This window comes from Pseudarthrobacter sp. S3, assembly GCF_050156905.1.
GTDB lineage: Bacteria > Actinomycetota > Actinomycetes > Actinomycetales > Micrococcaceae > Arthrobacter.
Map to the genome: position 1 here is coordinate 3,866,633 of NZ_CP189583.1, position 25,574 is coordinate 3,892,206.

Here is a 25,574-nt window from a genome sequence, read left to right on the forward strand (position 1 = left end):
CCGGTGTGTTGAGGCGGAAGTGAACGTCAGGCGAAGTTTCAGGCTCCCGCCGGGCGAACTAAGATGAAGCAGATAACCTCCGATCGGACACGGCACCCCCGTGGCCAGCTGAAAGTAGCGCGCACCATGCCATCCCAACCGGACGAGAGTGCGGCACTGGCAATACAGACCCCCGCCATTAACGACCGCTCCCTCGCGGCCGGATTGGCGTATGCCATGGGCAGCCGGGTTTCCGGAATGTCGTTCGACGCCGCCACCGGGCTGATGCTGGGCAAGGTCCGGGGAGGCGCCGACGTCCCGTACTCCACCACGGCCAAGCTGGTCCGGAAATCGGGCGGTTGGAGCTGCACCGTGGGCGTGTGCAGCTGCCCTGTCCGCAAGGACTGCAAGCACGTCGCCGCGCTGCTGTTCGCCGCCGAGGACAACCCGGCCATCCGCGTCCAGCTCCTGGCCCCCGCTGAAGTTTCCCGGCTTTCCCGCCAGTCCGTCAGCCTGGACCTGGCCGACTGGGAGCAGGCCCTGAGCCCGCTCATCTCCCAGCCTGGCATCACCCAGTCCATCAGCGGCATCCCGCTGGCCCTCCAGTTCGAGATCGAGGAACCGGCGCCGCACTTCTCCTACACAGGCCGCCGCGATCCGCTCCGGAGCGTGCGCCAGCTTAAGGCCCGGCCCGTGATCATGGGCGCCAAGGGCAAGTGGATCCGCGGCGACGTCTCCTGGAACACCCTGAGCTACCTGAACTTCCGCCGCGAATGCAACGAGGCCCACATCGAGTGGATGCAGGCATTCCTGGCCGCACACACCGCCGCCGCCAACCGGGTTCACAACTCCTCCGCGCTGTGGCTGGGCCTGAACACGTTCGCCGGGAAGAACATGTGGAGCCTGCTCGCCGACGCCAGAAAGATCGGCCTCGCGCTGGTTCACAGCCGCGGCACTGAGCCGGTGCGGCTCGCGGAGTCCCCCGCCGCCGTCGGGCTTAATTTGAGCCGGTACGGCCACGAACCTGCGGCGGGGCAGTCCCAAAATGAAGCAGCCGACGACGGCGGGCTGGAGCTTGCGCCCACCATCACCGTTGAGGGGGAAGGCGTTGATCCGGCGTCGGTGGGGACCATTGGCCGCCCCGCGCACGGCGTCTTCCTGACCACCGGCGGGGAGGCATTGCCAGGTGTTTCAGCGGACAACGTGATCACGCTGGCCCCGCTGGAAAACGGGCTGAGCGAGGAACTGCTGACGTTCGTGACGGCCGGCAGCACCCTGCACATTCCGGCGAAGGACGAGACGCGTTTCCTCACCGGCTTCTACCCGAAGCTCAAGCAGGCCGCCCGGGTCACTGCGACGGACGAGTCGGTGGCGCTGCCCGCCCTGGCCCTCCCCACCCTCTCCCTGCTGGCCAACTATGGCGCGGACCACCGGGTCAGGTTGCACTGGGAATGGCACTACAAGTCCGGGAACCTGGTCACGGCCCAACCGCTGTGGCGGCACCCCGGCGACCACGGCTACCGTGACGACACCGCCGAGGCCCGCATCCTGGAGGGCATCGGCCAGCCGTGGAACGTTGTTCCGGCCCTGGGCGAATCGGCGTCCGGCGGCTGGGGCACGCCGCGCCTGTCCGCGTCTGCCGAACTCAGCGGCTTGGACACGCTGGCGTTCACCGAGGACGTCCTCCCCGAGCTCCGGAACACGCCGGACGTTTCAGTGGATACTGCCGGGGACATCGCCGACTACCGCGAGGCCGAGGAAGCCCCGGTGGTTTCCATCTCCACCAAGGCCACGGAACAGCGCGACTGGTTCGACCTTGGCATCCAGATTTCACTCGAGGGCCAGCCGGTGTCGTTCGCGGCCGTGTTCTCCGCTCTGGCGGCGGGCCAGACCAAAATGCTCCTGCCCAGCGGCGCCTACTTCTCGCTGGACCTCCCGGAACTGCACCAGTTGCGCGCCCTCATTGAGGAAGCACGCTCGCTGCAGGACAACAAGGACGCCCCGCTGCAGATCAGCCGCTTCCAGGCCGGGCTCTGGGACGAGCTCGCGCAGCTTGGCATCGTGGATGAGCAGGCCGCTGCCTGGCGTGAGGCCGTGGGCGGTCTGCTCGAAGGCGGGATCAACGGGCTGCCGCTGCCTCCCTCGCTGAATGCGGAGCTGCGGCCGTACCAGCTGGAAGGCTTCAACTGGCTCAGCTTCCTGTACCGGCACAGCCTGGGTGGGATCCTCGCGGACGACATGGGTCTTGGCAAGACCGTGCAGGCACTCGCCCTGATGTGCGCCGCGAAGGAGCAGGCTGCGTCTGTGTCTGAGGGTGCTGATTCTGTCGGGGCGCCAATTCCAGCGCCCGACGGCGGGACTCCCTTTTTGGTGGTGGCCCCCACCAGCGTCGTGGGTAACTGGGCGGCGGAAGCCGCACGCTTCGCTCCCGGCCTCACGGTTCGTATCGTGAGCGAAACGTTCGCCAAAAACAGCCAGGACGCGGCCGTTGAACTCGCCGGCGCGGACATCGTGATCACGTCCTACGCGCTGTTCCGGATCGACTACGATTCCTACGCCTCCAAGACCTGGGCCGGGCTGGTGCTCGACGAGGCCCAGTTCGTGAAGAACCACCAGTCCAAGGCCTACCAGTGCGCCCGGAAGCTGCCCGCGGCGTTCAAGCTGGCGATCACCGGCACGCCCCTGGAAAACAACCTCATGGAGTTCTGGGCGCTGACGTCCATCGTGGCGCCGGGCCTGTTCTCCAGCCCCAAGCGGTTCGCCGAGTACTACCAGAAGCCTGTGGAAAAAAACGGCGACAAGGGGCAGCTGGACAAGCTCCGCCGACGGGTCCGTCCGCTGATGATGCGCCGCACCAAGGACCAGGTCATCCAGGACCTGCCGCCCAAGCAGGAGCAGATCCTGGAGGTGGTGCTGAACCCGCGCCACCAGAAGGTCTACCAGACGCACCTGCAGCGCGAACGGCAAAAGATCCTGGGCCTGATCGAGGACGTGAACAAGAACCGCTTCACCATCTTCCAGTCCCTGACCCTGCTGCGCCAGCTCAGCCTGGACGCGTCGCTGGTGGACCCGTCGCTGTCCGGCGTCCGCTCTTCGAAGCTCGACGTGCTGTTTGAGCAGCTGGAGGATCTGGTTGCGGAGGGCCACCGGGCGCTGATCTTCAGCCAGTTCACCGGCTTCCTGGGCAAGGTCCGCGAGCGTCTTGTGGAGGAGAAGATCGAGTTCTGCTACCTCGACGGCGGCACCCGCAACCGCACCGACGTGGTCAACGAATTCAAGAACGGCAGCGCTCCGGTGTTCCTGATCTCGCTGAAGGCCGGCGGTTTTGGCCTGAACCTGACCGAGGCCGACTACGTGTTCCTGCTGGATCCCTGGTGGAACCCCGCGTCCGAGGCGCAGGCCGTGGACCGGACGCACCGGATCGGGCAGGCGCGGAACGTGATGGTCTACCGGCTCGTCGCCAAGGACACGATCGAGGAAAAGGTCATGGCATTGAAGGCCCGGAAGTCACAGCTGTTCGCGGACGTCATGGAAGGCGACGCCTTGTCCAGCGGGTCTATCACGGCCGAGGACCTCGCGGGCCTGTTCAAGGACTGATCTCTCGTTCGCGTCCCGGGGCCGTCTAACTGCAGGCTGTCAGGATACCTGCTATCGCGTCGTGCTCGGCCTGAGTGACCCACAGGCTGTAGTTGGCCTTCACAGCGGTCTGGCGGGCGACGTATTCGCACCGGAACGCCTTGTTTGGCGGGAGCCAGGTGGCCGCATCCTTGTCGCCCTTGGCGCTGTTGGCAGGCCCGTCGGCAGCCATGAGGTTCAGGGGATCGTTGGCCAGCTGCCTGCGCTGTTCGGCGCTGAGCTGCTGGGCGCCCTTCTGCCAGGCGTCGCTGAGGGCGATGACGTGGTCGATCTGGACGGCGGAGCTGGTGGTATTGCCGCGGACAAAGTTGATGGTTGTGCCAGTGTACTTATCGGACAGGGTACCGGTGGCAACGACGCAGTTCTGTGTGCCGGGTTTGAACGTCTCACCGTCGAGGTCCCTGGCGAGGATGTCGTTTCGGGTGTCGCAGCCGTTCCGGTCGACGTCGGCCCAGGCGGGGCCGAATTCCTCGCGGCTGTAGCCGGTCTTGGGGGCACGTCCCTTCACCGCGATGGTTTCCAGTTGGGCGAGGGCCGTTGCCACGTCGGCTGGGCTCACAGATGATTCGCCGGAGTTGCCCGCCGGCGGTGCTTCCCTGACAGCTTCGGCCACCTTGTTTGCCGCCTGCGTTGCGGCCTGGGCTGCGGCGTCACAACCGGCGAGGGCGGTGGAGAGAAGCAGAGCGGTGAACAGAGTCAGTGCTTTGGCAGCGGCGGAGCGGTTGATGGTTAGGTCCTTCTGGAGTGCGGTGGAGGTGAATACGCTACTGGCGCGGGGCGTTCTGCTCTGTCATGCCGGGGTGTGGAGTCTGTCACCCTAAATGTCGTACCCCCTCGACATGATGGAGGTATGGACAACACGGCAGCGGCAGAGATTCTGGAGACCATCGCGGCCTCTGCTCTGCGTATGGTCGGGGTGCTTCGAGGGACGGCCGCGGATCCGGCCGCTGACCTGGCCGCGGGCTCGGCCGCCAGCCCGGCTGCAACTGGTCCGGCTGATGCCCCTTCAGTCAGTGGTTCATCCGCCTTGGGTGGGGACCAGGCTCGCTGGCAGGCTGAGGTGTGCCTGACAGTCCTGACCGGAGCTGTTGGGATGGAAGCCATGGTCGCTGCCGTAAAGGTCCATGCCGCCAGCGGTTACGACGACGCCGCCCAGACCATCGCGGGCCCCATCAATTCCCCTCAGGAGCAGACCGCCCAGGACATGGGCATCGTGGCCGAGGTCGCCTGCGCCCTGACCGTCAGCGAACGCGCGGGTGACGCGCTGCTGGGCGAAGCACACCGTCTGACTACCGCTCTGCCACTGACCCTCGCCGCCTTGGAAGCAGGGGCCATTTCGTGGCAGCACGCACGGATAATGATTGACGAAACACTCAACCTGGATCCCGCCGGCGCGGCCGCGTTGGAAGCGCATTTCCTGGACCCGGACGCGCCCAACCCGGCGAGGGGTGGCCCGGCGGGGGAGATGATCCCGTCCCGGTTCCGCGCCAAAGCCCGGACCTGGCGCGAACGCCACCACCCGGACAGCATCGAAAAACGCCACACCCGCAGCGCGGCGGACCGGCGGCTTGAGTACTCCCCGGACCGGGACGCCATGGCCTGGCTCTCCGCCTACCGCCCGGCCGATCAGGCCTCCGGGATCTGGGACCGCGCCACCACCGCCGCCCGCGCGCTGCAGGGCCCCACGGAGTCCAGGACCCTCACCCAGCTCCGCGCCGACAGCGCCTCGGCTTGGCTTCTGGGCGGGCAAGCCGATCTGATCCCGTCACCCAAGGCCCAGGTCCTCGTGACCGTGCCGGTGTTTGCACTGATGGGCCTGACTGATGAACCCGCGATACTCGATGGGTACGGGCCCATCCCGCCGTCCATGGCCCGCGCCCTGGTGGCCGACGGCGCCGATTCGTTCCACCGGGTCCTGACCGACCCCCGCGATGGAGCACCGCTGGAAATCGGCCGGGACAGCTACCGGGTCCCCAAAGCCATGCGCCAATGGCTCCGCCTTCGGGACGGCAAATGCCCCTTCCCCGGCTGCAGCAACCAGTCCCTGGACAACGAAGCCGACCACCTCCTCGCCTGGCACCAGGGCGGAACCACCGGGATCAGCAATCTCGGTCAGCCTTGCCCCAAACACCACCGGCTCAAACACACCACACCCTGGAAACCCACCACGGCGAGCTCCACCGAACCGCCCGGCTGGATTTCTCCCATAGGCCGCCACTACGCCAGCGAACACCCCGACTGGGAACCACCCATCTGGCCAAACCAGATACTGAACCAACTCCCCCGTAAGGAACCTGGCCCTGCCCTGCCCGAAAGCCATCTGCCGGCAGACCCAGAGCCGGAGCGGAAATGGCTGCGCCGCCTCCAAGAACCAGAGCCGGCACCTTTCCCGTCCGTACCCGACTTCCTCTGGCTGACACAACAGCCTGGTGCCGGTGGGGCACCTCCAGTCCCTTGCGTTAGCATTGGCTGAGCCCTGTCGTGCAGCCGGGAAGCAGCTGCGGGAAAGCACTTTCCCTCATGTGCTGCATGGAATTCTGACTTCGCATCGACTCGGAGATTCCCGTGCGCACCGAAGCCACCGCTTCAGATTCAATCCGTGAACCTGCAGCATCCAGCGTCCCGCCACTCAGCGCGGATGCCCTCAGGACTCCCTACCGGGATCCCATCTGGGACGGCCCCACGGATTCCGTCCTGGTGCCCAACCACCTGACCGGCGACTGGGTGCTTTTCTACACGCAGCGACGGGCCACGGAAACGGAGCTGACCGGCGTCGAGTGGGTCCGCGGCACGGCCATTGGAGTGGCCCGCTCATCCGACGGCGGACTCACTTGGGCGTATCACGGAAACCTTGGACGGACTGGTTCCGCCGGAAATCGAACTGCCTGCCACCTTGTGGGCGCCCGACGTCGTCCGGATCGGCGGCCAGTGGATCATGTACCTGACAGTCCTCGGCGGCATCCGCACGGACTGGACCGGCACCGCATCCATTGTCCAGCTCGCCAGCCGGAACCTGGTTACCTGGGAATACTTGGGTGCCATCGACCTGGACTCGCCGCGCGTCATCGATGCCGCCTTCGCCCTTAGCGGGGATGGCCAATACGGGCTCTGGTACAAGGACGAGGCCCGCGGTTCAAACACGTACAGTGCGGTAACCAGCACGCCTGCCGAACCGACGTCGTGGATTCTTGAAGGACTGGCGATTCCGGGGCGCCCCACGAGGGACCCAAGGTGTTCAGGCTTGGAGGCCGGTCTTGGATGATCGTGGACGAATGGCGCGGGCAGGCATGCGGACGTTGTGCCGCTGGACGCAGCGGCGGACGGCGAGGATATTGACGCCATGGAAGCAGACCCGAAGACACACCTCAGCCACGTCCGGGCGGCCGTCCTGGAAGTTCACAACGGCGACCTGGTGTGTATTGACGCCTGACGGCACGACAAAAGGCCGAACTGCGGAACCATAAGCCAGCGGCTGCTGGCACCGGTCCCGATGTTCGGCCCTTGGCCGGGCTCGCGCCGGGCGGCGCCAATGGGCGCCGCCAAGGCATATCTATTTGAGTTCAGGCCCCACTGGTTATCAGGCCCGCTGCGGTGACCCCAGCTCTACCGGGTCTTCATCACTGAGGTAAGCAAGTTCCGAGTGGGCTGCTATGTCGATGCCGCGGAGTTCGTCTTCGGGCTTGATTCGCAGGCCGACGATGCGATCGAGAATCTTGGCCAGGATCCAGGTCACGCTGAACGAGTAAACTAGAACGGCAACCGTGGCCACCGCCTGGATACCCAGTTGTTCAAGACCGCCGCCATAGAAGAGGCCACTCACTCCGTTCGGAGCCGCATCCGTGGCGAACAGGCCGATCAGCAGGGTGCCGATGATGCCGCCCACGAGGTGGACGCCAACAACGTCGAGCGAGTCGTCGTAACCCAGGCGGAACTTCAGTTCAATGGCGAGGGAGCATACGGCACCGGCGATCGCGCCGATGGCCAGTGCACCCAGCGGGCTGACCGCACCACAGGCAGGCGTAATGGCAACCAGGGCCGAAATCAGGCCGGATGCCGCGCCCATGCTTGTGGCCGCGCCGTGGCGGATCCGCTCAACGAGCGCCCAGGCGAGGAGCCCGGCCGACGCTGCCACCGCGGTGTTCAGGAACACGACGGAGGCGGACTGCCCGGCCGAGAGTGCTGAGCCTGCGTTGAAGCCGAACCAGCCCACCCAGAGCAGTCCCGCACCAACGAGCACAAGCGGCCGGCTGTGCGGCTTGGTGTGTTCCATCTTGGGCCAGCCGGAGCTCTTGCCGAGCACGAGTGCCAGTGCAAGCGCCGCGGCGCCGGCGTTCATGTGCACGGCGGTTCCACCGGCGAAGTCGATTGCCTTGATGCCGCTTGCGATCCAGCCGCCCGTGACGCTGCCGTCAGCAGAGGAGAACGCGAACACCCAGTGTGCGATGGGGAAGTAGACGATGGTTGCCCAGATTCCGGCAAACAGCATCCAGGCGCCGAACTTCATACGTCCGGCCGCCGCTCCCGCAACCAGGGCCGTAGTGACACAGGCGAAGAACAGTTGGAAGGCGGCGAACAGGACCACCGGAATGGAGGCTGCCTCGTCTGCGGCGAGCAGCTGTCCCATGCCCGGGAATTCCGTGATGTCCCCGATGAGTCCGAGGCCGCCCACGGAGTTTCCGAAGGCCATGGAATAACCGAAGAGCGCCCAGAGCACCGCCACCAGGCTCGCCCCGCCAAAGCACATCATCATCATGTTGAGAATGCGACGAGACCCCACCATGCCCCCGTAAAACAGGGCAAGGGCAGGGATCATCATGCAGACCAGCGCTGAGCTGGCCAGAATCCAAGCAACATTTCCCGAATCCATGGGAAACCCCTTTCGTGATGCGAAGAGAGAACGGAAATTGCCCGTCAGAGCCGCTCCGGAGGACGGACGCGGAGTCAGTACCACGTTCATCGGAAGGCAGCTATTGCCGTCTGGTTCCAACTGTATGGCTGCAGTTCCGCGATGGGTTTCTGGCTGGTTAAATCGACGTTTCACTCACGGGCACGCCAGTTTCACAGGCCACTCAAACGAACTTTGGATACAGGGAATTCCGGGACCGCAGCATGTAAACAACTCCGTGCCCGGATGAGGCAACAACGCAAACGGCCACCGACCCTTGCCGGGTCGGTGGCCGCTATGAGCGTCAGTGTGGGGTGTCCGCTAGATAAGCCCCTGCGCCAGCATGGCGTCAGCCACCTTGACGAAGCCGCCGATGTTGGCGCCCAGCACGTAGTTGCCGGGGTCGCCATACTCGTCCGCGGTTGACGCACAGCGGTGGTGGATGCCCACCATGATCTCGGTGAGCCGCTGTTCCGTGTGCTCGAAGGACCAGGAATCGCGGCTGGCATTCTGTTGCATCTCAAGCGCCGACGTCGCCACGCCGCCTGCGTTCGCGGCCTTGCCCGGCCCGAACAGCACACCGGCATCCTGGAACACCGAGACTGCGTCACGGGTGGAGGGCATATTGGCGCCTTCGCCGACCGCCACGAGGCCATTGCGGACTAAGCGCGCGGCAGCATCGCCGTCGAGCTCGTTCTGCGTGGCGCACGGCAACGCCACCGTGGCGTCGACTTCCCACACCGAGCCCGCTTCCACATAGGAAACGCCGGGGCGGCGCACGGCGTAATCCTTGAGTCGTCCGCGTTCAACTTCCTTCACCTCACGAAGAAGCGCGACGTCGATGCCCGCCTCATCCACGATGTAGCCGGAGGAGTCGGAGCAAGCCACCACGCTGGCGCCGAGCGTCTGCGCCTTGGCAATGGCGTTAATGGCCACGTTGCCCGAACCAGACACCACCACGCGCTGCCCGTCGAAGGACGAGCCACGGGTTTTCAGCATCTCCTGGGTGAAGATGACAGTGCCATAGCCGGTGGCCTCGGGCCGCACCAGGGAACCGCCCCAGGACGTGCCCTTGCCGGTGAGGACTCCGGATTCGTAGCGGTTGGTGATCCGCTTGTACTGCCCAAAGAGGTACCCGATTTCACGGCCGCCGACGCCGATATCACCGGCCGGTACATCGGTGTACTCGCCGATGTGCCGGTAGAGCTCGGTCATGAACGACTGGCAGAACCGCATCACTTCGGCATCGCTGCGGCCGCGTGGATCGAAATCCGAGCCGCCCTTGCCGCCGCCGATGGGCATGCCGGTGAGGGCGTTCTTGAAGATCTGCTCGAAGCCCAGGAACTTCACAATGCCCAGGTAGACAGAGGGGTGGAAGCGCAGGCCGCCCTTGTAGGGGCCGAGTGCGGAGTTGAATTCGACCCGGAAGCCGCGGTTGATCTGCACGCGGCCGGAGTCGTCGGTCCACGGAACGCGGAAGATGATCTGGCGTTCGGGCTCGCAAAGCCGCTCCAGGATGGCGGCTTCAAGGAACTCGGGGTGCCGGTCGTGGACGGGGCCAAGGCTTTCAAAAACCTCGGTCACCGCCTGGTGGAATTCAGCTTCCCCGGGGTTCCGCGCCAGTACCGTATTCCGGATAGCCTCAAGCCGAGCGTCCACGCCGCCTCCTCAAATTCATTGAATATTCAACTCAGCATGGTACCAATGATTGCCATTACTGAGCTTTCAGTCGCGGTCGCAATCGACTTCTGCGCCCGAATGGGGGCATTACTGCGGGCGGGTTTGGGCGGGTAGGCACCTGCCGTGAAACCATACGGAGCATGGCCCAGAAGATTGCGTACCAGGGTGAGCCCGGCGCCAACTCCAATATCGCGTGCATGCAGATGTTCCCCCAGCTGGAAAGCGTTCCCTCGGCCAGCTTCGAGGACGCCTTCGAGTTGGTCTCCAGCGGCGAGGCGGAACTGGCAATGATTCCGATTGAGAACTCGATCGCCGGCCGGGTGGCGGACATCCACATCCTGCTCCCCCAGTCGCACCTGCAGATCGTGGGCGAGTTCTTCCTGCCCATCCACTTTGACCTGCTGGGCATTCCGGGCAGCACCATCGAGGCCGCCACCGAGGTCCACAGCCACATCCACGCCCTGGGCCAGTGCCGCCGCCTGATCCGTGAGGCCGGGCTGCGTCCGGTCATCGCCGGGGACACTGCCGGCTCCGCCCGGGAGGTCCGGGAATGGAACGACCCCACCAAGCTGTCCCTCGCTCCCCCGCTCGCAGCCGAGATCTACGGCCTCGAGGTGCTGGCATCACGGGTCGAGGATGACCCGTCCAACACCACCCGCTTTGTGGTCTTGGCGCGGGAGAAGGAACTGCCCACCCGGGATGAGCTGCCCGGACCGGCGGTGACCAGCTTTGTGTTCCGCGTCCGGAACGTCCCGTCGGCGCTGTTCAAGGCCCTGGGCGGGTTCGCCACGAACGGCGTCAACATGACGCGGCTGGAGAGCTACATGGTGGGCGACGAATTCGCCGCCACGATGTTCATGGTGGACGTCGAAGGCCACCCCGAGGACGTGCCGTTGCGCCTGGCCCTTGAGGAGCTGGACTTCTTCACCGCCGAAGTCCGAATCCTGGGCGTCTATCCCGCTGCCGAATTCCGGACCGCGCAAACGGTCACTCCCTGATCCCGGGCCGCGTCACTTCCTGGCGCGGCCGTCCGCGCTGTCGCCGTCTCCTGCGGGCTCAACCTCCGCAGCGTCCACATCCGCAGGCTCAACCCGCTTGATGGAGCCCGTGGCCGGCGCTGCCGGAGGGGTGAGCACGGAAGCGTAGTCATGCTGGTTCGAGTAGGTCAGGAAGCCCAGGTGGGCCTCGTAACGGTCCAGGACGTCGTCGATCATTTGCTGGTGCGTTACGCCCATCAGGTCGTAGCCCTCGGAGCCAGTCTGGGCGAAGACTTCCACGCGATAGTAGACGTCGGTTTCACGGGACATGCGCCCGCCGAATATAGGCACCGGGGCTTCCACGGCCTGGACCTGATACAGGAAGTCGCGGTGGTCCGGGATGGTGACCAAAAGCGCGTAGCTGGAGATGCCGGGGTGTTCGTTCGCGACGATGTCCAAGGTGGCGGGGTGTCCCTGAGCAATGAATTCCCCAACCAGTTCCGCCAGGGCTGGTTGTGCGGTGCCTTCCATAAACAGAGCCACCTCTTTCTTCGACGGGTAGGACCGTATCCCTGCCAGCCGCTGGCGCCAGGTGCGGTCCCTCACGTGGCCTCCGTGCACCGCCATTGCCTGCCTGCGCAGCACCTGGCCCTCACGCTCTGCCCGCTCCATCCGCAGTGCCTTGGAGAAGGAAGCCATCACCAGCCAGGCGATGATCGTCACCGGCAGGGCGAAGATCAGCGTCGCGTACTCCATGGTGGTCACGCCGCCAGCCACCAGCATCGCGATGGTCAGCACCGCCGTGAGCGCTGCCCAGAAGATGCGCAGCCATTTGGCCCCATCCTGGGAAGGATCCGGGATGGTGGAGGAGAAATTGGACATCACCATGGCGCCGGAGTTGGCGCTGGTGACATAGAACAGTACTCCGGACAACGTCCCCAACCCGATCAGGAAACCGGCGCCCGGGAACATACCCAACAGCGCATACCAGCCCTGTTCCGGGCTGTCGATGGCCAGCTGAGCGAACTCGGTATTCCCGCTGAGGACCTCGTGCAGGGCGCTGTTGCCGAAGATGCTCACGATCAGGAAGTCACACAGCACCGGGGCGGTGATGGCTGCGATGACGAACTCCCGCAGCGTCCGCCCGCGTGAGATACGGGCTAGGAACAGGCCCACAAACGGCCCCCAGGCAAGCCAGAACGCCCAGAAGAACAACGTCCAGCCAGCCATCCACTCCGAGCCGCCCTCCTCGTACGCAAAGGTCTGCAGGGTGCGGTCGGGCAGGGTGAAGATGAACCGGCCGATGTTCTCCACCAACGAGTTGAGCAGGAAGGAGGTCTGGCCGGTCACCAGGATGTAAAGCAGCATGGCCGCGGAGCTCCAGATATTCAACTCGGAAATCCAGCGGATCCCTTTGTCAACCCCCGACGTGCACGCCGCGATCGTCAGGACGACGGCAACAATCACCAACGCGATCTGCAGGGCCAGGCCTTGCTCCAGGCCGAACAATAAGGCGAAACCGACATTCAGCAACACCACGCCGATCCCCATGGACGTGGCCACGCCGAAGACAGTGCCGACGAGGGTGACGATGTCGATCGCGTCGCCGATCCCGCCCCGGACCCGCTTGCCCAGCAACGGATACAGGGCCGCCCTGATGGACAGCGGCATGCCCCAGCGGTAAGCGAAGTACCCCATGGCCATACCGAGGAGCGCATACATGGCCCAGCCGGCCACGCCATAGTGGAACATGGTCCACACCACGGCGTCCTCGGCCGCCGCCGGCGTCTGTCCCTGGCCCGCCGGCGGGTTCATATACTGGCTAATGGGCCCGGTCACCGAGAAGAAAAGCATGTCGATGCCCACACCGGCCGCGAACAGCATGGCCACCCACGTGAAAAGCTTGTACTGCGGGCGGGAGTGGTCCGGACCGAGCCGGACCGAGCCTTCCTTGGACAGTGCCACCCACAGCACAAACCCGATCACCACGGTGACGGTGAGGACGTAAAACCAGCCGAGGCTCTCCGCGACCCAGGCCACCACCGTCTTCATGGTGCCGGCCGCACCCGTCGGCGTGAGCACCGCCCAGACAGAGAAGGCGATGATGATGGCTGAGGCGATGATGAAGACGCGCCAGTTGACTCTGGGCCCGCGGTCCTGAATGAGTTCGGCGGGCGCCTCGCTCAGTTCCTGACTGGAGACGGGAGGGCGGTTTTGGAAGTCGGGGCCGTTGTGCCGCCGGTCCGTGCCGCCGAGTTGGGTGCGCGGGATCAGCTTCTTCGGTGACCCGTCCTGGGTGTGACGCGCGTCTCCTTGTTCGGCCATGAAATCCCATGCTAGTCTACGGTCCGAATCGAGTCAGCGATTCGGGATCGATGCCCCGCCGGTCATGCCTCCTGGGACGGCTCTCCCTTCTCACGGAGCGGTAGCAGCGGGGCGAAAAACGCAGCGAGTTCCGCCGTCGCGCCCAACGGCAGGACGTTGGCCACGTACTGGTCCGGCCGCACCACCACCACTACGCCGCCGCGGTCCAGTCCGCGGAGCTCGAAAATGTCAGCTGCGGGATCGGTGGCGTAGACCTTCTCGTAGTCCGTCAGCTGGAACGGCCCGACTGACGGCTTGAACACTGCGGGGACAGCACCGATATCAACGTTCGTATGGTCCTGCTGGTAGACGACCTTCACGTCGAACCACGCGTCCCGGTCAGCGCCCGACGGCGTCGCGGCCAGCGGCGATTCGGGCGAGTTCGCGATCCACTCGGCAAAGTCAGTGGCGGACGAGGGCGGCGCCTGCTTCCCCGCCGTCGGCTGTTCCGTGGGCGATGTCGCCGCATCGGGTGCTGCCGCGTCGGAGAAGACGTAGATGCGCCACCGGCCGTCCGCCGTGGCGTGGTGCCCGAGATGCATCGGGTTGCCGTCGCACACCCGCACCACTGGCGCGGACTTGAACCGCTTGCCGACGGGGAAGCCCGCGGCCAGGTGCTGGTGCACCGGTTCCGCGGTGACCATGGACGGGGTGTACTGGGTCATGAAGCCCGCGGGGAACTCGGCCGTGCTGACGTAGAAGTCCTCAAGCTCGGACGGGTTCGCAAACTCCTCGGGCTTCTTCGCCATCATGGTGGACCACTCTTTGTCGAAGTCGATCAGGTTCTTCGCCACCACCTGGCGCTCCGCCGAGTAGGTGGCCAGCAGGCTTGCCGGGCTGCGGCCCTCAAGCACGTGTCCGAGCTTCCAGCCGAGGTTGAAGCCATCCTGCAGGGAGACATTCATGCCTTGGCCGGCCTTGGCGCTGTGCGTGTGGCACGCATCGCCGGTGATAAACACGCGGGGCGTGCGCGTCCCGCGTTGGTCCGGCAGGACGTCGTCGAACCTGTCGGTGAGGCGGTGGGCGACCTCATACACGCTGTGCCAGGCGACGTTGCGGACGTCCAGGGTGTACGGGTGCAGGATGGTGTTAGCGTGGCCGATGATCTGCTCAATAGTGGTGCGGCGCACCGCCCCGTGGTCCTCCGGCACGACCTCGCCGAGGTCAACGTACATGCGGAAGAGGTGCCCGCCTTCGCGTGGGATCAGCAGGATGCTGCCGCCGGTACCGGACTGGATGGCGCATTTTGTGCGGATGTCGGGGAAGTCGGTGACGGCGAGGACGTCCATGACTCCCCACGCGTGATGGGCCTGGTCGCCGGCCATGGTGCAGCCGATCGATTCGCGCACCTTGCTGCGGGCGCCGTCCGCGCCGACGACGTACCTGGCGCGGACCACCCGCACCTGGCCCTCCTCAGGGCCTGAACTGTGGACGAGCCTCACTGTGACGGGGTAGTCGCCGTCGCCAATTTCGAGGCTGCGGAATTCATAGCCGTAGTCGGGCGACATCCGTGCTGGCGCGTTGGCCATGTATTCGGCGAAGTAGTCCAGCACACGGGCCTGGTTGACGATCAGGTGCGGGAACTCGCTGATGCCTGTGGGGTCGTCCGGCGTGCGGGCCGCGCGGGCGATCCGGGAATGGTCGGCGGGGTCCGGTTTCCAGAACGCCATTTCGGTGATGCGGTACGCCTCAGCGATGATGCGCTCCGCGAAACCGAACGCCTGGAAGGTCTCGACGCTGCGGGCCTGGATTCCGTCCGCCTGGCCGATGACAAGGCGCCCGGGGCGGCGCTCCACGATGCGCGTCGTAATGCCGGGGAACCGGGAAAGCTGGGCCGCACTGAGCATGCCTGCGGGGCCCGTGCCGACGATGAGCACGTCCACTTCGTCGGGAAGTTCGGCAGTGCGGTCCAGACCGACGCCGGATGCTGACTGGACCCGCGGGTCACCGGATACGTAACCGTGGTGGTGGAACTGCACAGGCTTTCCTCACTTCGTTGTGTGGCTGGCAGGCATTGAGTTCGATAATAGAACTCAATATTCTATATATGAATCCTGCCCCAAAGTGGAAGTCTACGCGGCCGTGATGCACGCCACAACCTGCCCGTGCGGTGGTGGGCCGGGACCGGCGGAGCCGCTACCCCATCGCCGGCGCTACCGACGTTCCGGAACTGAGCTGTCGGCGGGCCCAGCGGGCGAGTTTCTTGCCCTTGCCCTTCCACCAGTTATCCTCGTCCTTGTCGTGGTGCAGGCGGAAGATGATCGCCACCATCACGAACATCGACATGCCAACATCCATCCAGGACCAGGCCAGCGCGTCGATCAGCACGCTCATGCCAGCGGAGATGATGGACGGAACAGCCAGCGTCCGGAAGACCGTGCTGGCCACATAGCGCCGGTGCGACCTCGGCACGGACAGCGCCCGCACCATGTCAAAGCACACGCACACCACCACGACGGTCTGACCGATGGCAAGCAGTATCAGCCCAACACTGGACCCTGCGAACATAACGACTGATGAACCAAACACGCGAAAACCCCCAGAGGCTCGAACCTGCGCTGTGAGACCCAGCTGAGGTTCCATTCAAGCCAGCGGAGGCGGTCCGGTCACGAGTAGTGGGTACTCTAGTTTCCCAATGCCCTGGGCCGCCAGACCACCACGGCCTGGGATCGGGCGCGGGGTCGCTGGCCGCGGGCCAGGCTCACCACGTCGCCGGCGGCACCAGCCGCGAAGATCCGCGAATCAAGGGGATCACGACGGCGGCCCAGCTCCTCGGTCAGTTCGCTCACCCTGCGCTGGAGCGCGGCCACCTGGTTTTCGAGCTCAAGAATGCGCTTGATGCCTTCGAGTGAGACGCCTTCGTGGGACAGACGCTGGACTTCGCGCAGCATGTTGATGTCCCGCTGCGAGTAGCGGCGCGACTTCCCCGGCGCCCGGCTGGGCGAGACAATGCCCAGCCGGTCATACTGCCGGAGCGTCTGCGGGTGCATATCCGCCAGTTCAGCCGCGACGGAGATCACGAAGATCGGCTGGTCGGCGCTGATGTCCACGGTTTGCTCCGTTGCTTAGAGCCGGGCCTTGGCGGCCAGGCCCTCACGGACATCGGCGTCTGCGGTGGCTTCGGCAAAGGCCTTCACGGCTGCTTCGGCTTCCTTGTTCAGGTTCTTCGGAACCGCGACGTCGATGGTCACCAGGAGATCGCCGGTTACCTTGGAGGTCTTCACTCCGTGGCCTTTGACCCGGAGCGTTCGGCCCGAGGGCGTGCCGGCCGGAACGCGGACCTTCACGGTCTCGCCGTCGATCGTGGGGACCTGGATGTCGGCGCCCAAAGCAGCTTCCGGGAAGGTGACCGGGACATGGATGCGGAGGTTGTCGCCGTCGCGCGTGTAAAACTCGTGGGGCTTGACGGACACAGCCACCATCAGGTCGCCGTTGCCGGCAGGCCCTGGCTGGCCCTTGCCACGGACGCGCACTTTCTGGCCGTCCTTGATGCCGGCGGGAACGCGGACGTCAATGACGTCACCGCTGGGTTCGCGCAGGCCGATGGTGGTGCCACGGATGGACCCGGAGAAGGAAATGCTGGTGGTCGCTGTACGGTCGGCACCCTTCGAAGGCGGACGCTGGAAGCCGGTCTGGCCGCCGAACCCGCCGCCGCCAAACAGGTCCGCGAACTCGGGCGGGATGCCGCCTGACCGGTTGAACCCGCTGGGCTGACGCCCTTGGCCGCCGGTGAACAAGCCGCCGAACATGTCCTCGAAGCCGCCGTTGCCGCCGCCGGCCCCGCCGGGAGCGAACCTGGCGCCGCCGCCCATGGCCCGGATGGCGTCATACTGCTGGCGCTCATCCGGATCAGATAACACCGAGTAGGCCTCGGAGATGTCCTTGAATTTCTTCTCCGACGCAGCGTCCCCTGAGTTTGTATCCGGGTGGTGCTGGCGGGCAAGTTTCCGGTACGCCTTCTTGATGTCGGCGTCGGAAGCGTCCTTGGCGATACCAAGGATCGCGTAAAAGTCCTTGTCCACCCAATCCTGGCTAGCCAATGGCGTTTCCTTTCAAAAGGTTATGGGGCGGTGGTTGAGCTTGCCGAAACCCTGGGTTTCGACAAGCTCAACCACCGGAGTAATGCTAGGCCGGGACGGCCACAATCACCTGTGCTGCGCGAAGCACGCGGTCCCCTGACTTGTAGCCGGAGCGGAGCACCTGGCTGACGGTGTCAACCTCGATGTCTTCGCCGGGCTGCTGGATGAGGGCCTCGTGGATCGTGGGATCGAACTCCACTCCGGTCTCGTCAATGCGGACCAGGCCGTACGTCTTCAGCGCGTTCTCCAATTTGGTGGCGATCGCGGCGAACGGGCCGCCGGTCAGGTCACCGTGCTGGCGGGCGGCATCGACGTCGTCAAGTACCGGAAGCAGGGAGTTCAGGACGCCGATGACGGCCATCTCTCCTGCCACGGCCCGGTCGCGCTCAACGCGCTTGCGGTAGTTGACGTATTCAGCCTGGAGCCGGAGAAGATCGTTCTTCATCTCGGCGGCTTCAGCCTGTCCTGCACCCTGTGCCACCGATTCCTCGGCCGGCACCTCGATGCCGTTGAGGATTTCCTCGGCCTGGGCGAGTGCATCGCCGTCACTGTCCACAGGCTCGCCCACCGGGGACTCGCCTGCCGGCGCGTCAGCGGGCTGCTCACCCTCCGGGTGCCGGGCCTGCCCCGTCACCGGATCAACCTTGCGGTTGTCCCGGATGACCGGCTCCTGGTGGCCGCTGCCTTGGTTTGGTGAAGAGTTGTGCTCTTCCTCGTTACCGTGGTGCGGCATGGCTACTTCTTCGCTTCGTCTTCGTCGATGATCTCGGCGTCGACAATGTCCTCGTCAGCGGCCTTATCCCCACCGGCGGGAGTACCCTCGGCACCTGCGGCACCGGTGGCACCGTCCGGCGAACCGGCCTGGGCGTAGATGGCTTCGCCGAGCTTCGTCTGGGAAGCCTGGAGCTTCTCGAACGCGGTCTTCACGGCTGCGTCGTCGGTGCCTTCAAGGGCCTTCTTGAGCTCGTCGACGTCGGCTTGGACCTCGGTCTTGACCTCTTCAGGCAGCTTGTCGGCGTTGTCGGCGATCAACTTGTCCACGGAGTAGGCGAGCTGCTCGGCGGTGTTGCGGGTGTCGGTCGCCTCGCGGCGGGCCTTGTCCTCGGCTGCGTGCTCCTCGGCGTCCTTGACCATGCGCTCAATGTCTTCCTTGGAGAGCGCCGTGCCACCGGTGATGGTCATGGACTGTTCCTTGCCGGTGCCCTTATCCTTCGCGGAGACGTGGACAATGCCGTTGGCATCGATGTCGAACGTGACCTCGACCTGCGGGACACCGCGCGGAGCCGGCGCGATGCCGGTCAGCTCGAACGTGCCCAGCGGCTTGTTGTCCCGGGTGAACTCGCGCTCGCCCTGGAAGACCTGGATGGCCACGGACGGCTGGTTGTCATCAGCCGTGGTGAAGGTCTCGGACCGCTTGGTGGGGATGGCGGTGTTGCGCTCGATCAAGTGCGTCATGACGCCGCCCTTGGTTTCGATGCCGAGAGACAGTGGAGTGACGTCGATCAGCAGGACGTCCTTGCGCTCGCCCTTCAGAACGCCGGCCTGGAGTGCTGCGCCAACGGCCACAACTTCATCCGGGTTGACACCCTTGTTCGGCTCCTTGCCGCCGGCCAGTTCCTTGACCAGGTCGTAGACAGCGGGCATACGGGTGGATCCGCCAACGAGGACGATGTGGTCGATCTCGGAAAGCTTGATGCCGGCTTCCTTGATGACGTCGTGGAACGGCTTCTTGGTGCGCTCCAGCAGGTCCTTGGTGAGCTCCTGGAACTTGGCGCGGGTGAGCTGCTCGTCGAGGTGCACCGGGCCGTCGGGGGTGACGGAGAGGTACTGAAGCGAGACGTTGGTGCTGCTGGAAGAAGAGAGTTCCTTCTTGGCCTGCTCAGCGGCTTCGCGGAGGCGCTGCAGGGCGATCTTGTCCTTGGACAGGTCCATGCCCTTGACCTTGAGCTGGTTCAGCAGGTAATCCACAACGCGCTGGTCCCAGTCGTCGCCGCCGAGGCGGTTGTCGCCTGCGGTCGAGCGGACCTGGATGGTGGAGAAGTTGTCTTCATCCTTGCCCACTTCGAGCAGGGAGACGTCGAACGTGCCGCCGCCGAGGTCGAAGACCAGGATGAGCTCGTCTTCCTTGCCCTTGTCCAGGCCATAGGCCAGCGCAGCCGCGGTTGGCTCGTTGACAATGCGCAGGACGTTGAGGCCCGCGATTTCGCCGGCTTCCTTGGTGGCCTGGCGCTCGGCGTCGTTGAAGTAGGCGGGAACGGTGATCACGGCGTCGGTGACCTTCTCGCCGAGGTAGGACTCGGCGTCGTTCTTAAGCTTCATGAGCACACGGGCGGAGATTTCCTGCGCGGTGTACTTCTTGTCATCGATGCCAACGGACCAGTCAGTGCCCATGTGGCGCTTGACGGAGGCGATGGTGCGATCGATGTTGTTGACGGCCTGGCGCTTGGCGATCTCGCCGACCAGGACTTCGCCGGACTTGGAGAATGCAACGACGGACGGCGTGGTGCGGCCACCCTCGGCGTTGGCAATTACGGTGGGCTCGCCACCTTCGAGAACGGAGACGACGGAGTTAGTGGTTCCGAGGTCGATACCTACTGCACGTGACATGTGTTGCTTCCTTCTTTTCCTTGGAAACTTGCTGGCGCTCGAGTGTTGAGCGTTCTGCACTCAACTTTACTCAGGGCGCAAGCGATGTCAATCCAAGGTTGAGCGGACTCCGCTCAACCTTGGATTGTTGGGTCACGGCATCTTCGGGCTATCCCCTGATTTCCAGGGTTTTTATGTCGAAATTCCGCTTCCCTGGCGGTAGTACGCTGTGCGTGAACGGCACTACGGCTTCTTGTCTTCGTCCACTTCCACCTCGCGGGCGCTGTCAACAGAGCCGGCATTGCCGTAGTCGCCTTCGGGATAGTCGCCTTCCTCGTTTTGATTCTCGGCGCCGCCCGCCGTGCCGGCTTCGCCGTAGTCGCCTTCCGGATAGTCACCCTCCTCGGGCCGGCTCCCCGTGCCGCCGACGCCAGCCTCGCCGTAATCGCCTTCCGAATAGTCACCCTCCTCGGGCTGGCTCCCCGTGCCGCCGACGCCAGCCTCGCCGAAGTCGGCCTCCTCATACTGGTCACCTTCGCCCTCCATACCGGGTTCGGTGCTGCCCTTGCGGCGTTCTTCTTCAGGTGCGGTGTTCTCACTCATGACGTGATCTCTCCTTTGAGTTCCGCGTCCATCCGGGCGCATTTGGAGTCTACTCAGCCCAGGCGGCGCGAAACAGGGGTGGCCGCAGACGCCAGGGCGTACTGCGGGTTTCCGTCAGGCGCCGAGCCCGGCAATCCCCGCGAGGACGGTGAGGTGGTGTTCAAAGAGTTCGTCGCGGGCACGGAAGGTGTCCGCCCCGTACTGGCCAAAGACCTCGAAGCTCACCGTTCCAAAGAGTGAAGTCCACACGAGCGTTCCGTTTGCCACAACTTCGTTCGGCACGGCGAGCCCGAGTCCCGCGCGGATCGCTTCCAGGTCGGCAGCCAAGACGGAAGGCACGACGGCGGTGCGTACCGCCGTCGTTATCTTGCCCGCCCGGTACGCACTGTCGAGAATGCCGACCAGGCTGTAGATCACGCGCGTGCCGGGCGTCGTGGTCTGGCCGGCGGGCGCCCGGTAGCCGGGCACCGGGCTGCCGAACAGGAGTCCGTAGCGCGCGGGCTCCCGCAGCGCCCAGGTCCTGACGGCCCGGCCGAGTGCCTTGAACCTGCCATCAAAGTCGCGCTCCGGCAACGCGTTCACGGCAGCATCCACGGCGTCGCAGAGCTCGCTGTAGGCGTCCACCAGAAGCAGCGTGAGGAGCTCGTCACGGTTGGCCACGTAACGGTAGACAGCGGAGGAGACAACGCCCAAGTCCCTCGCCACGGCGCGGAGCGACAGGGATGCCGCGCCGTGGATTGCCAAGTGCTCCCGACCCAGCCGGACGATGTCGGCAATCGTCTGGGCCCGTGCGCGCTCCCGCGGTGTCCGAAGGGTGGTTTCCGCGTCCGCGGCAGGGTCATTCATTTGTCCAGCATCGCATAAAGCAGAGCAGTGTCAACAATTGAGAGCAGCGCTCTTGACAGCCTCTGAATGAAGGTGCACGCTACTGGGAGAGCGGTGCTCTCTATTAGAAGTCCATGAGGAGAAGTCATGACCGATGTCAACGTTGTTACCGGAGCCGGCCCCGTGGGTTGGACGGTCGCTGAACAGCTCGCAGGCCAAGGAAGAAACGTCAGGATCCTCACGCGCTCCGGCGGCGGCCCCGAGCATCCGCTGGTTGAACGTGTGAAAGCGGACGTCCAGGATGCCGCCCATGTACCAGCGGCCGAGCAAACGGTGCTGGCCGCTGCAGGCGAGGCGGGCGCCGTCGTTGTCTTCCCCGAAAGCCTTTACTCGTACAGCGAGCCGCACCGAGCTATGACAGAAGCGGGTCCGCGGACCGCCGAGGGCGGCAAGCGGGGTGTCCGGACCAAACTCCTGGAGGCGCGGGACGCCTCTCCGACCAATACCGTCAGCGTGGTTGCCGGCGATTTCTTTGGCCCACGGGTGCGAACCTCACATGCCGGCGAGCGCATGGTCCCCGCCGTGCTGGCCGGCAAGAAGGTGTGGGTCATCGGGAGCGCGGACCAGCCCCATTCGTTCACGTTCGTTCCGGACCTGGCGGCGGCTATGATCCATGCCGCGGGGACGCCGGCGCGGTGGAACAAGGTGTGGCACGCGCCCACCGGGCCGGCAGTACCACAGCGGCAGTTGGCCACAGCGTTCACGGAAGCCGGCGGTGCGGCGTCGCCCACGTTGGGAGCCATCCCGGGTTGGGCACTCCGGGCCATGGGTGCCTTCTCGAAGGATCTCCGGGAGCTCGCCGAAACCCTCTACCAGTTCGATCAGCCGTTCGTGATGGACTCCGCGGCGAGCCAGGCCGCCTCAGGCCTGCGTCCGACCCCCCTTGCCGAGGCAGCCGCGGCCACGGTGGCCTGGTGGCGCGCGCAGGCCTGAGGCTTGTGCTTACCGGCGGCCGGCACCCTCTGACGCGGGATGAAGATCGGGCTCCACCGGGCCAACATCCCGCCGCACCCCCACATCCAGCTCCGGCCGGCCCAGCTTGCCGGGCCACCAGATGCGCGGGCCGATGTCGTATGCGAGCGCGGGGACCAAAAGCGAGCGCACCAGCACGGTGTCCAGGAGCACGCCGAACGCCACAATGAAGGCGAGCTGCACCAGGAACATGATGGGGATGACGCCCAGTGCGGCGAACGTGGCAGCCAGCACCACGCCGGCTGAGGTGATCACTCCGCCCGTGACGCCGAGTCCGCGCAGGATGCCCGGCCGCGTCCCGTGCTTCAACGACTCCTCCCTCACCCGGCTCATCAGGAAGATGTTGTAGTCCACGCCCAGGGCCACCAGGAACACAAACCCAAACAGCGGCACGGTGGCGTCGGCGCCGGGGAATCCGAGCAGGCTGTTGAAGACCACAGCCGAGACGCCCATGGCTGCCCCGTAAGACAACACCACGGAGAGCACCAACAGCACCGGCGCCACCATGGAGCGAAGCAGCAGCATCAGGATGAACAGAATGACCACCAGCACGATGGGGATAATGATCACCAGGTCGCGCTGGGCAGTGATGTTGGTGTCCAGGGCCGTGGCGGTCACACCGCCAACCAAAGCGCCGGCGTCGACCGTTTTTACGTCCTGGCGCAGCGCCTTGACCGAGTCCTCCGCCTCACTGGAATCCGCGGCGTAGTTAAGCGTGGCGTTGATCAGCACCTTGCCGTCGTGGACGTCGGGAGCGCTGGTAGTCCCGGGGGCGCCGGTGATCGGCACCCCGCCTTCAGCCAGGAGGTAGGCGTCCCCCACGCCGTCGGCCGCTTTGACCTTTGCCAGCGCCTCATCGGCTTTGCTTTCGTCCGCAATGACGACGGCGGGGCTGCCGCTGCCGGCGTCGAAATGCCGCGCCAGCGCGTCCTGGCCGTCCACCGCATTGGATGCGGTGAGAATGACGTCGGTCTGCGGCACGCCGTTGGCCTTCAGCTGCAGCACGCCGGCCGAAGCCACCACCAGGAGGAGGACCGATGCTACCCAGACCGTGCGCGGGCGGCGGGAAACCTGCGAACCGGTGGCCCGCCAGATGCCCTTCTGCCCCTCCAGGCCGGTGACCAGTTCGGGCTCACGCTCGCCCGCCGGAGCCAGCTTGGGGCGGAACGGCCAGAACGCAGCCCGGCCGAGGAGCGCCATCAGAGCGGGCAGGAAGGTCAGCGCGGCGAACAGCGAGCAGAGGATGCCAGCGGCCGCAACAGGGCCCAGTGCCTTGTTGGAGTTCAGGTCCGAGAACAGCAGGCAGAGCAGGGCAATGATGACGGTGGCGCCGGATGCCAGGATCGGCTCGAACGACGCCTTCCACGCCCTCAGCACGGCTGCGGTCCGGTTGCGCGTGTGGGTAAGGGCCTCCCGGAACCTCGCCACGTACAGCAGCGCATAGTCCGTGGCCGCGCCGATCACCAGGATGGACAGGATGCCCTGGCTCTGGCCGCTCAACTGGATCCAGCCGAGCTTGGCCATGCCGAAAACGAGCAGAATGGCGGCGCACAACGCAAAGACCGAGGTGAGCAACACGGCGAGGGGCAGGAGAAGCGAGCGGTAGACGATGAGCAGGATCAGGAACACCGCACCGAGTGCCACCAGGAGCAGGATGCCGTCGATCCCGGCGAAGGCGCTGACCAGGTCTGCGGTCAGGCCCGCGGGGCCGGTGACGAAGGTCTGCATGCCTTCAGGGGCGGAATCTGCCAAAAAGTCCCGCAACTCCTGGACGGATTCCTTCAGCTCACCGGTGGACCCGATCGGAACGATGAACTGGACCGCTTTCCCGTCTTCCGAAGGGATGGGTCCGATCACAGCGCTGCCTGGTTCGAGGCCCTCCAGTCCCGTTTTCAGGGATGCCAGTTTGCCAAGCGCCGCGGGGCTTATGGCGTCGCGGTTCTCGATGACGATAACGGCCGGCACTTGGTCTGAATCACGGAACTTCGCCTGCCAGTCCTGCGCTGCGGTGGCTTCGGCGCTGCCCGGCAGGAAGGAAGCCTGGTCATTGGAGGAGACCTCGTCGAGGCGCCCGAAGGTGGGTCCGCCCACCCCGGCGATGGCCAGCCACGTAAGCACCAATAAAACGGGAAGGAGCCAGCGAAGCCAGAACGGTACCCTCGCGCTGTGCTGGGGACTTGATTTCATGATTCCTGCTTCGCTCGGGGTGGCTGCGGTACACTTGATTCCATCCTAGAGTATCTCCACCATGGAGATAAATACTTTGGTTGGGTTTCCTGTTTGAACGACGCATCTGGCATCGCTGCAGTAATATCCGTCAGGGCACCAGACAGGCTCACGGGCACAGGCAGGCAAGCGAGCGTAGGAGGCGGAACATGACGGACGAATCGTTCCAGCGCCCACCGAACTCGGCACCCTTCGCCCTGGTCCGCCTGCTCCAGGACTTCACGCTGGAGGCCAACCGCTACGTGGACACCGCTGGCGGCCGCAACGACATGCACCGGACGGACCTCAATGCGCTGGCGGCGATCATGCGGCACACCGCCAAGGGCCTGGTGGTCACGCCGGGCATCCTGCGCAAGGAACTCAACCTCAGCTCCCCCGCCACCACCGCCCTCATCGACCGGCTGGACAGTTCGGGGCACGTGGTCAGGGAGCGTCTCGGCCCGGACCGGCGGCAGGTCCAGCTCCGCATGACACCGAAGGCGTTCCGGGACGGCAGTGCCATGTTCATGCCGCTGTCGCGCCACATGGGTACCGCCATGGCGGACTTCTCGCCCGCCGAACTGGAGCTCGTCACGCGGTTCATGACCGCCATGGTGGACGCCACCGTCGCGGCCCGTGAGGATACGGCCAGCGGCGGCCCTGCCGCCCCAGCCAAGTAGGAAGGTTCCGTCCGTTTTCCACTGCGGAGGGGTAGCGTTTCAC

The 25,574-nt window shown here is 65.3% G+C and carries 20 protein-coding genes; 7 read left to right on the forward strand and 13 right to left on the reverse strand.

Features of this window, described 5'->3' with window-relative positions; translation table 11 throughout:
• The first annotated feature begins 126 nt into the window (after positions 1-126).
• Positions 127-3,576 (forward strand): DEAD/DEAH box helicase, encoded by a 3,450-nt coding sequence (locus ACQCSV_RS18645; protein WP_354155114.1) that lies wholly within the window; start codon positions 127-129, stop codon positions 3,574-3,576.
• A gap of 25 nt (positions 3,577-3,601) precedes the next feature.
• Here the strand turns inward: ACQCSV_RS18645 and ACQCSV_RS18650 are convergent, their stop codons facing one another.
• Positions 3,602-4,174 carry an HNH endonuclease family protein gene (locus ACQCSV_RS18650; RefSeq protein WP_354155115.1) on the reverse strand — a complete coding sequence of 191 codons (573 nt, stop codon included), beginning with the start codon at positions 4,172-4,174 and terminating at the stop codon, positions 3,602-3,604.
• 291 nt (positions 4,175-4,465) lie between these two features.
• Between ACQCSV_RS18650 and ACQCSV_RS18655 the strand changes: the two genes are divergently transcribed.
• From ACQCSV_RS18655 to ACQCSV_RS18665, 3 genes are all read left to right on the forward strand, one after another.
• Positions 4,466-6,088 carry a DUF222 domain-containing protein gene (locus ACQCSV_RS18655; RefSeq protein WP_426938939.1) on the forward strand — a complete coding sequence of 541 codons (1,623 nt, stop codon included), beginning with the start codon at positions 4,466-4,468 and terminating at the stop codon, positions 6,086-6,088.
• A 378-nt stretch (positions 6,089-6,466) separates the two neighbouring features.
• A complete protein-coding gene (locus ACQCSV_RS18660; protein WP_354155117.1) occupies positions 6,467-6,877 on the forward strand; it encodes a hypothetical protein in 411 nt (136 codons plus the stop codon).
• Positions 6,878-6,913: 36 nt separating this feature from the next.
• On the forward strand, positions 6,914-7,045 hold the full coding sequence (locus tag ACQCSV_RS18665) for a hypothetical protein (protein ID WP_354155118.1): 132 nt from the start codon (positions 6,914-6,916) through the stop codon (positions 7,043-7,045).
• 147 nt (positions 7,046-7,192) lie between these two features.
• Here ACQCSV_RS18665 and ACQCSV_RS18670 read toward each other — a convergent pair whose 3' ends face one another.
• Positions 7,193-8,482 carry an ammonium transporter gene (locus ACQCSV_RS18670; protein ID WP_354155119.1) on the reverse strand — a complete coding sequence of 430 codons (1,290 nt, stop codon included), beginning with the start codon at positions 8,480-8,482 and terminating at the stop codon, positions 7,193-7,195.
• Positions 8,483-8,821: 339 nt separating this feature from the next.
• A complete protein-coding gene (gene gdhA / locus ACQCSV_RS18675) occupies positions 8,822-10,159 on the reverse strand; it encodes an NADP-specific glutamate dehydrogenase (RefSeq protein WP_426938940.1) in 1,338 nt (445 codons plus the stop codon).
• A gap of 161 nt (positions 10,160-10,320) precedes the next feature.
• On the opposite strand from gdhA, the gene ACQCSV_RS18680 reads away from it, so the two are divergent.
• A complete protein-coding gene (locus ACQCSV_RS18680; RefSeq protein WP_354155121.1) occupies positions 10,321-11,178 on the forward strand; it encodes a prephenate dehydratase in 858 nt (285 codons plus the stop codon).
• Between the two features lie 12 nt (positions 11,179-11,190).
• Here the strand turns inward: ACQCSV_RS18680 and betT are convergent, their stop codons facing one another.
• From betT to ACQCSV_RS18725, 9 genes are all read right to left on the reverse strand, one after another.
• On the reverse strand, positions 11,191-13,482 hold the full coding sequence (betT, locus tag ACQCSV_RS18685; RefSeq protein ID WP_354155122.1) for a choline BCCT transporter BetT: 2,292 nt from the start codon (positions 13,480-13,482) through the stop codon (positions 11,191-11,193).
• 62 nt (positions 13,483-13,544) lie between these two features.
• Positions 13,545-15,500 carry an FAD-binding monooxygenase gene (locus tag ACQCSV_RS18690; protein ID WP_426938941.1) on the reverse strand — a complete coding sequence of 652 codons (1,956 nt, stop codon included), beginning with the start codon at positions 15,498-15,500 and terminating at the stop codon, positions 13,545-13,547.
• A 157-nt stretch (positions 15,501-15,657) separates the two neighbouring features.
• Complete coding sequence (locus ACQCSV_RS18695) at positions 15,658-16,029, reverse strand: hypothetical protein (RefSeq protein ID WP_354155186.1); 372 nt, start codon at positions 16,027-16,029, stop codon at positions 15,658-15,660.
• Positions 16,030-16,145: 116 nt separating this feature from the next.
• Positions 16,146-16,571, reverse strand: a complete 426-nt coding sequence (locus ACQCSV_RS18700) for a heat shock protein transcriptional repressor HspR (protein WP_256468729.1) — start codon at positions 16,569-16,571, stop codon at positions 16,146-16,148.
• Positions 16,572-16,586: 15 nt separating this feature from the next.
• A complete protein-coding gene (locus ACQCSV_RS18705; protein ID WP_354155124.1) occupies positions 16,587-17,561 on the reverse strand; it encodes a DnaJ C-terminal domain-containing protein in 975 nt (324 codons plus the stop codon).
• 85 nt (positions 17,562-17,646) lie between these two features.
• Entirely contained in the window at positions 17,647-18,333 is a 687-nt protein-coding gene (locus ACQCSV_RS18710; RefSeq protein WP_354155125.1) for a nucleotide exchange factor GrpE, read from the reverse strand.
• A gap of 2 nt (positions 18,334-18,335) precedes the next feature.
• The gene (gene dnaK, locus ACQCSV_RS18715; RefSeq protein WP_282330488.1) at positions 18,336-20,207 is read right to left on the reverse strand and encodes a molecular chaperone DnaK; all 1,872 of its coding nucleotides are present in this window, start codon (positions 20,205-20,207) and stop codon (positions 18,336-18,338) included.
• A gap of 222 nt (positions 20,208-20,429) precedes the next feature.
• On the reverse strand, positions 20,430-20,789 hold the full coding sequence (locus tag ACQCSV_RS18720; RefSeq protein ID WP_354155127.1) for a hypothetical protein: 360 nt from the start codon (positions 20,787-20,789) through the stop codon (positions 20,430-20,432).
• Between the two features lie 114 nt (positions 20,790-20,903).
• Positions 20,904-21,635: a TetR/AcrR family transcriptional regulator gene (locus ACQCSV_RS18725; RefSeq protein WP_426938942.1), complete on the reverse strand. Its 732-nt coding sequence runs from the start codon at positions 21,633-21,635 to the stop codon at positions 20,904-20,906.
• Between the two features lie 126 nt (positions 21,636-21,761).
• Here ACQCSV_RS18725 and ACQCSV_RS18730 point away from each other — a divergent pair, with 126 nt between their 5' ends.
• Positions 21,762-22,607, forward strand: a complete 846-nt coding sequence (locus ACQCSV_RS18730) for an NAD-dependent epimerase/dehydratase family protein (protein WP_354223737.1) — start codon at positions 21,762-21,764, stop codon at positions 22,605-22,607.
• A 9-nt stretch (positions 22,608-22,616) separates the two neighbouring features.
• On the opposite strand, the gene ACQCSV_RS18735 is transcribed toward ACQCSV_RS18730, so the two are convergent.
• Complete coding sequence (locus tag ACQCSV_RS18735) at positions 22,617-24,833, reverse strand: MMPL family transporter (RefSeq protein WP_426938943.1); 2,217 nt, start codon at positions 24,831-24,833, stop codon at positions 22,617-22,619.
• 188 nt (positions 24,834-25,021) lie between these two features.
• On the opposite strand from ACQCSV_RS18735, the gene ACQCSV_RS18740 reads away from it, so the two are divergent.
• Positions 25,022-25,531, forward strand: a complete 510-nt coding sequence (locus ACQCSV_RS18740) for a MarR family winged helix-turn-helix transcriptional regulator (protein ID WP_426938944.1) — start codon at positions 25,022-25,024, stop codon at positions 25,529-25,531.
• Positions 25,532-25,574 lie beyond the last annotated feature (43 nt).

What these genes read in the sequence shown, in the direction of transcription:
- ACQCSV_RS18645 (WP_354155114.1), top strand. Translation starts at nt 127, where the DNA reads ATGCCATCCCAACCGGACGAGAGTGCGGCACTGGCAATACAGACCCCC.
- ACQCSV_RS18655 (WP_426938939.1), top strand. Translation starts at nt 4,466, where the DNA reads ATGGACAACACGGCAGCGGCAGAGATTCTGGAGACCATCGCGGCCTCT.
- ACQCSV_RS18670 (WP_354155119.1), bottom strand. Translation starts at nt 8,482, where the DNA reads ATGGATTCGGGAAATGTTGCTTGGATTCTGGCCAGCTCAGCGCTGGTC.
- ACQCSV_RS18680 (WP_354155121.1), top strand. Translation starts at nt 10,321, where the DNA reads ATGGCCCAGAAGATTGCGTACCAGGGTGAGCCCGGCGCCAACTCCAAT.
- betT (WP_354155122.1), bottom strand. Translation starts at nt 13,482, where the DNA reads ATGGCCGAACAAGGAGACGCGCGTCACACCCAGGACGGGTCACCGAAG.
- ACQCSV_RS18695 (WP_354155186.1), bottom strand. Translation starts at nt 16,029, where the DNA reads ATGTTCGCAGGGTCCAGTGTTGGGCTGATACTGCTTGCCATCGGTCAG.
- ACQCSV_RS18710 (WP_354155125.1), bottom strand. Translation starts at nt 18,333, where the DNA reads ATGCCGCACCACGGTAACGAGGAAGAGCACAACTCTTCACCAAACCAA.
- dnaK (WP_282330488.1), bottom strand. Translation starts at nt 20,207, where the DNA reads ATGTCACGTGCAGTAGGTATCGACCTCGGAACCACTAACTCCGTCGTC.
- ACQCSV_RS18720 (WP_354155127.1), bottom strand. Translation starts at nt 20,789, where the DNA reads ATGAGTGAGAACACCGCACCTGAAGAAGAACGCCGCAAGGGCAGCACC.
- ACQCSV_RS18725 (WP_426938942.1), bottom strand. Translation starts at nt 21,635, where the DNA reads ATGAATGACCCTGCCGCGGACGCGGAAACCACCCTTCGGACACCGCGG.
- ACQCSV_RS18730 (WP_354223737.1), top strand. Translation starts at nt 21,762, where the DNA reads ATGACCGATGTCAACGTTGTTACCGGAGCCGGCCCCGTGGGTTGGACG.
- ACQCSV_RS18735 (WP_426938943.1), bottom strand. Translation starts at nt 24,833, where the DNA reads ATGAAATCAAGTCCCCAGCACAGCGCGAGGGTACCGTTCTGGCTTCGC.
- ACQCSV_RS18740 (WP_426938944.1), top strand. Translation starts at nt 25,022, where the DNA reads ATGACGGACGAATCGTTCCAGCGCCCACCGAACTCGGCACCCTTCGCC.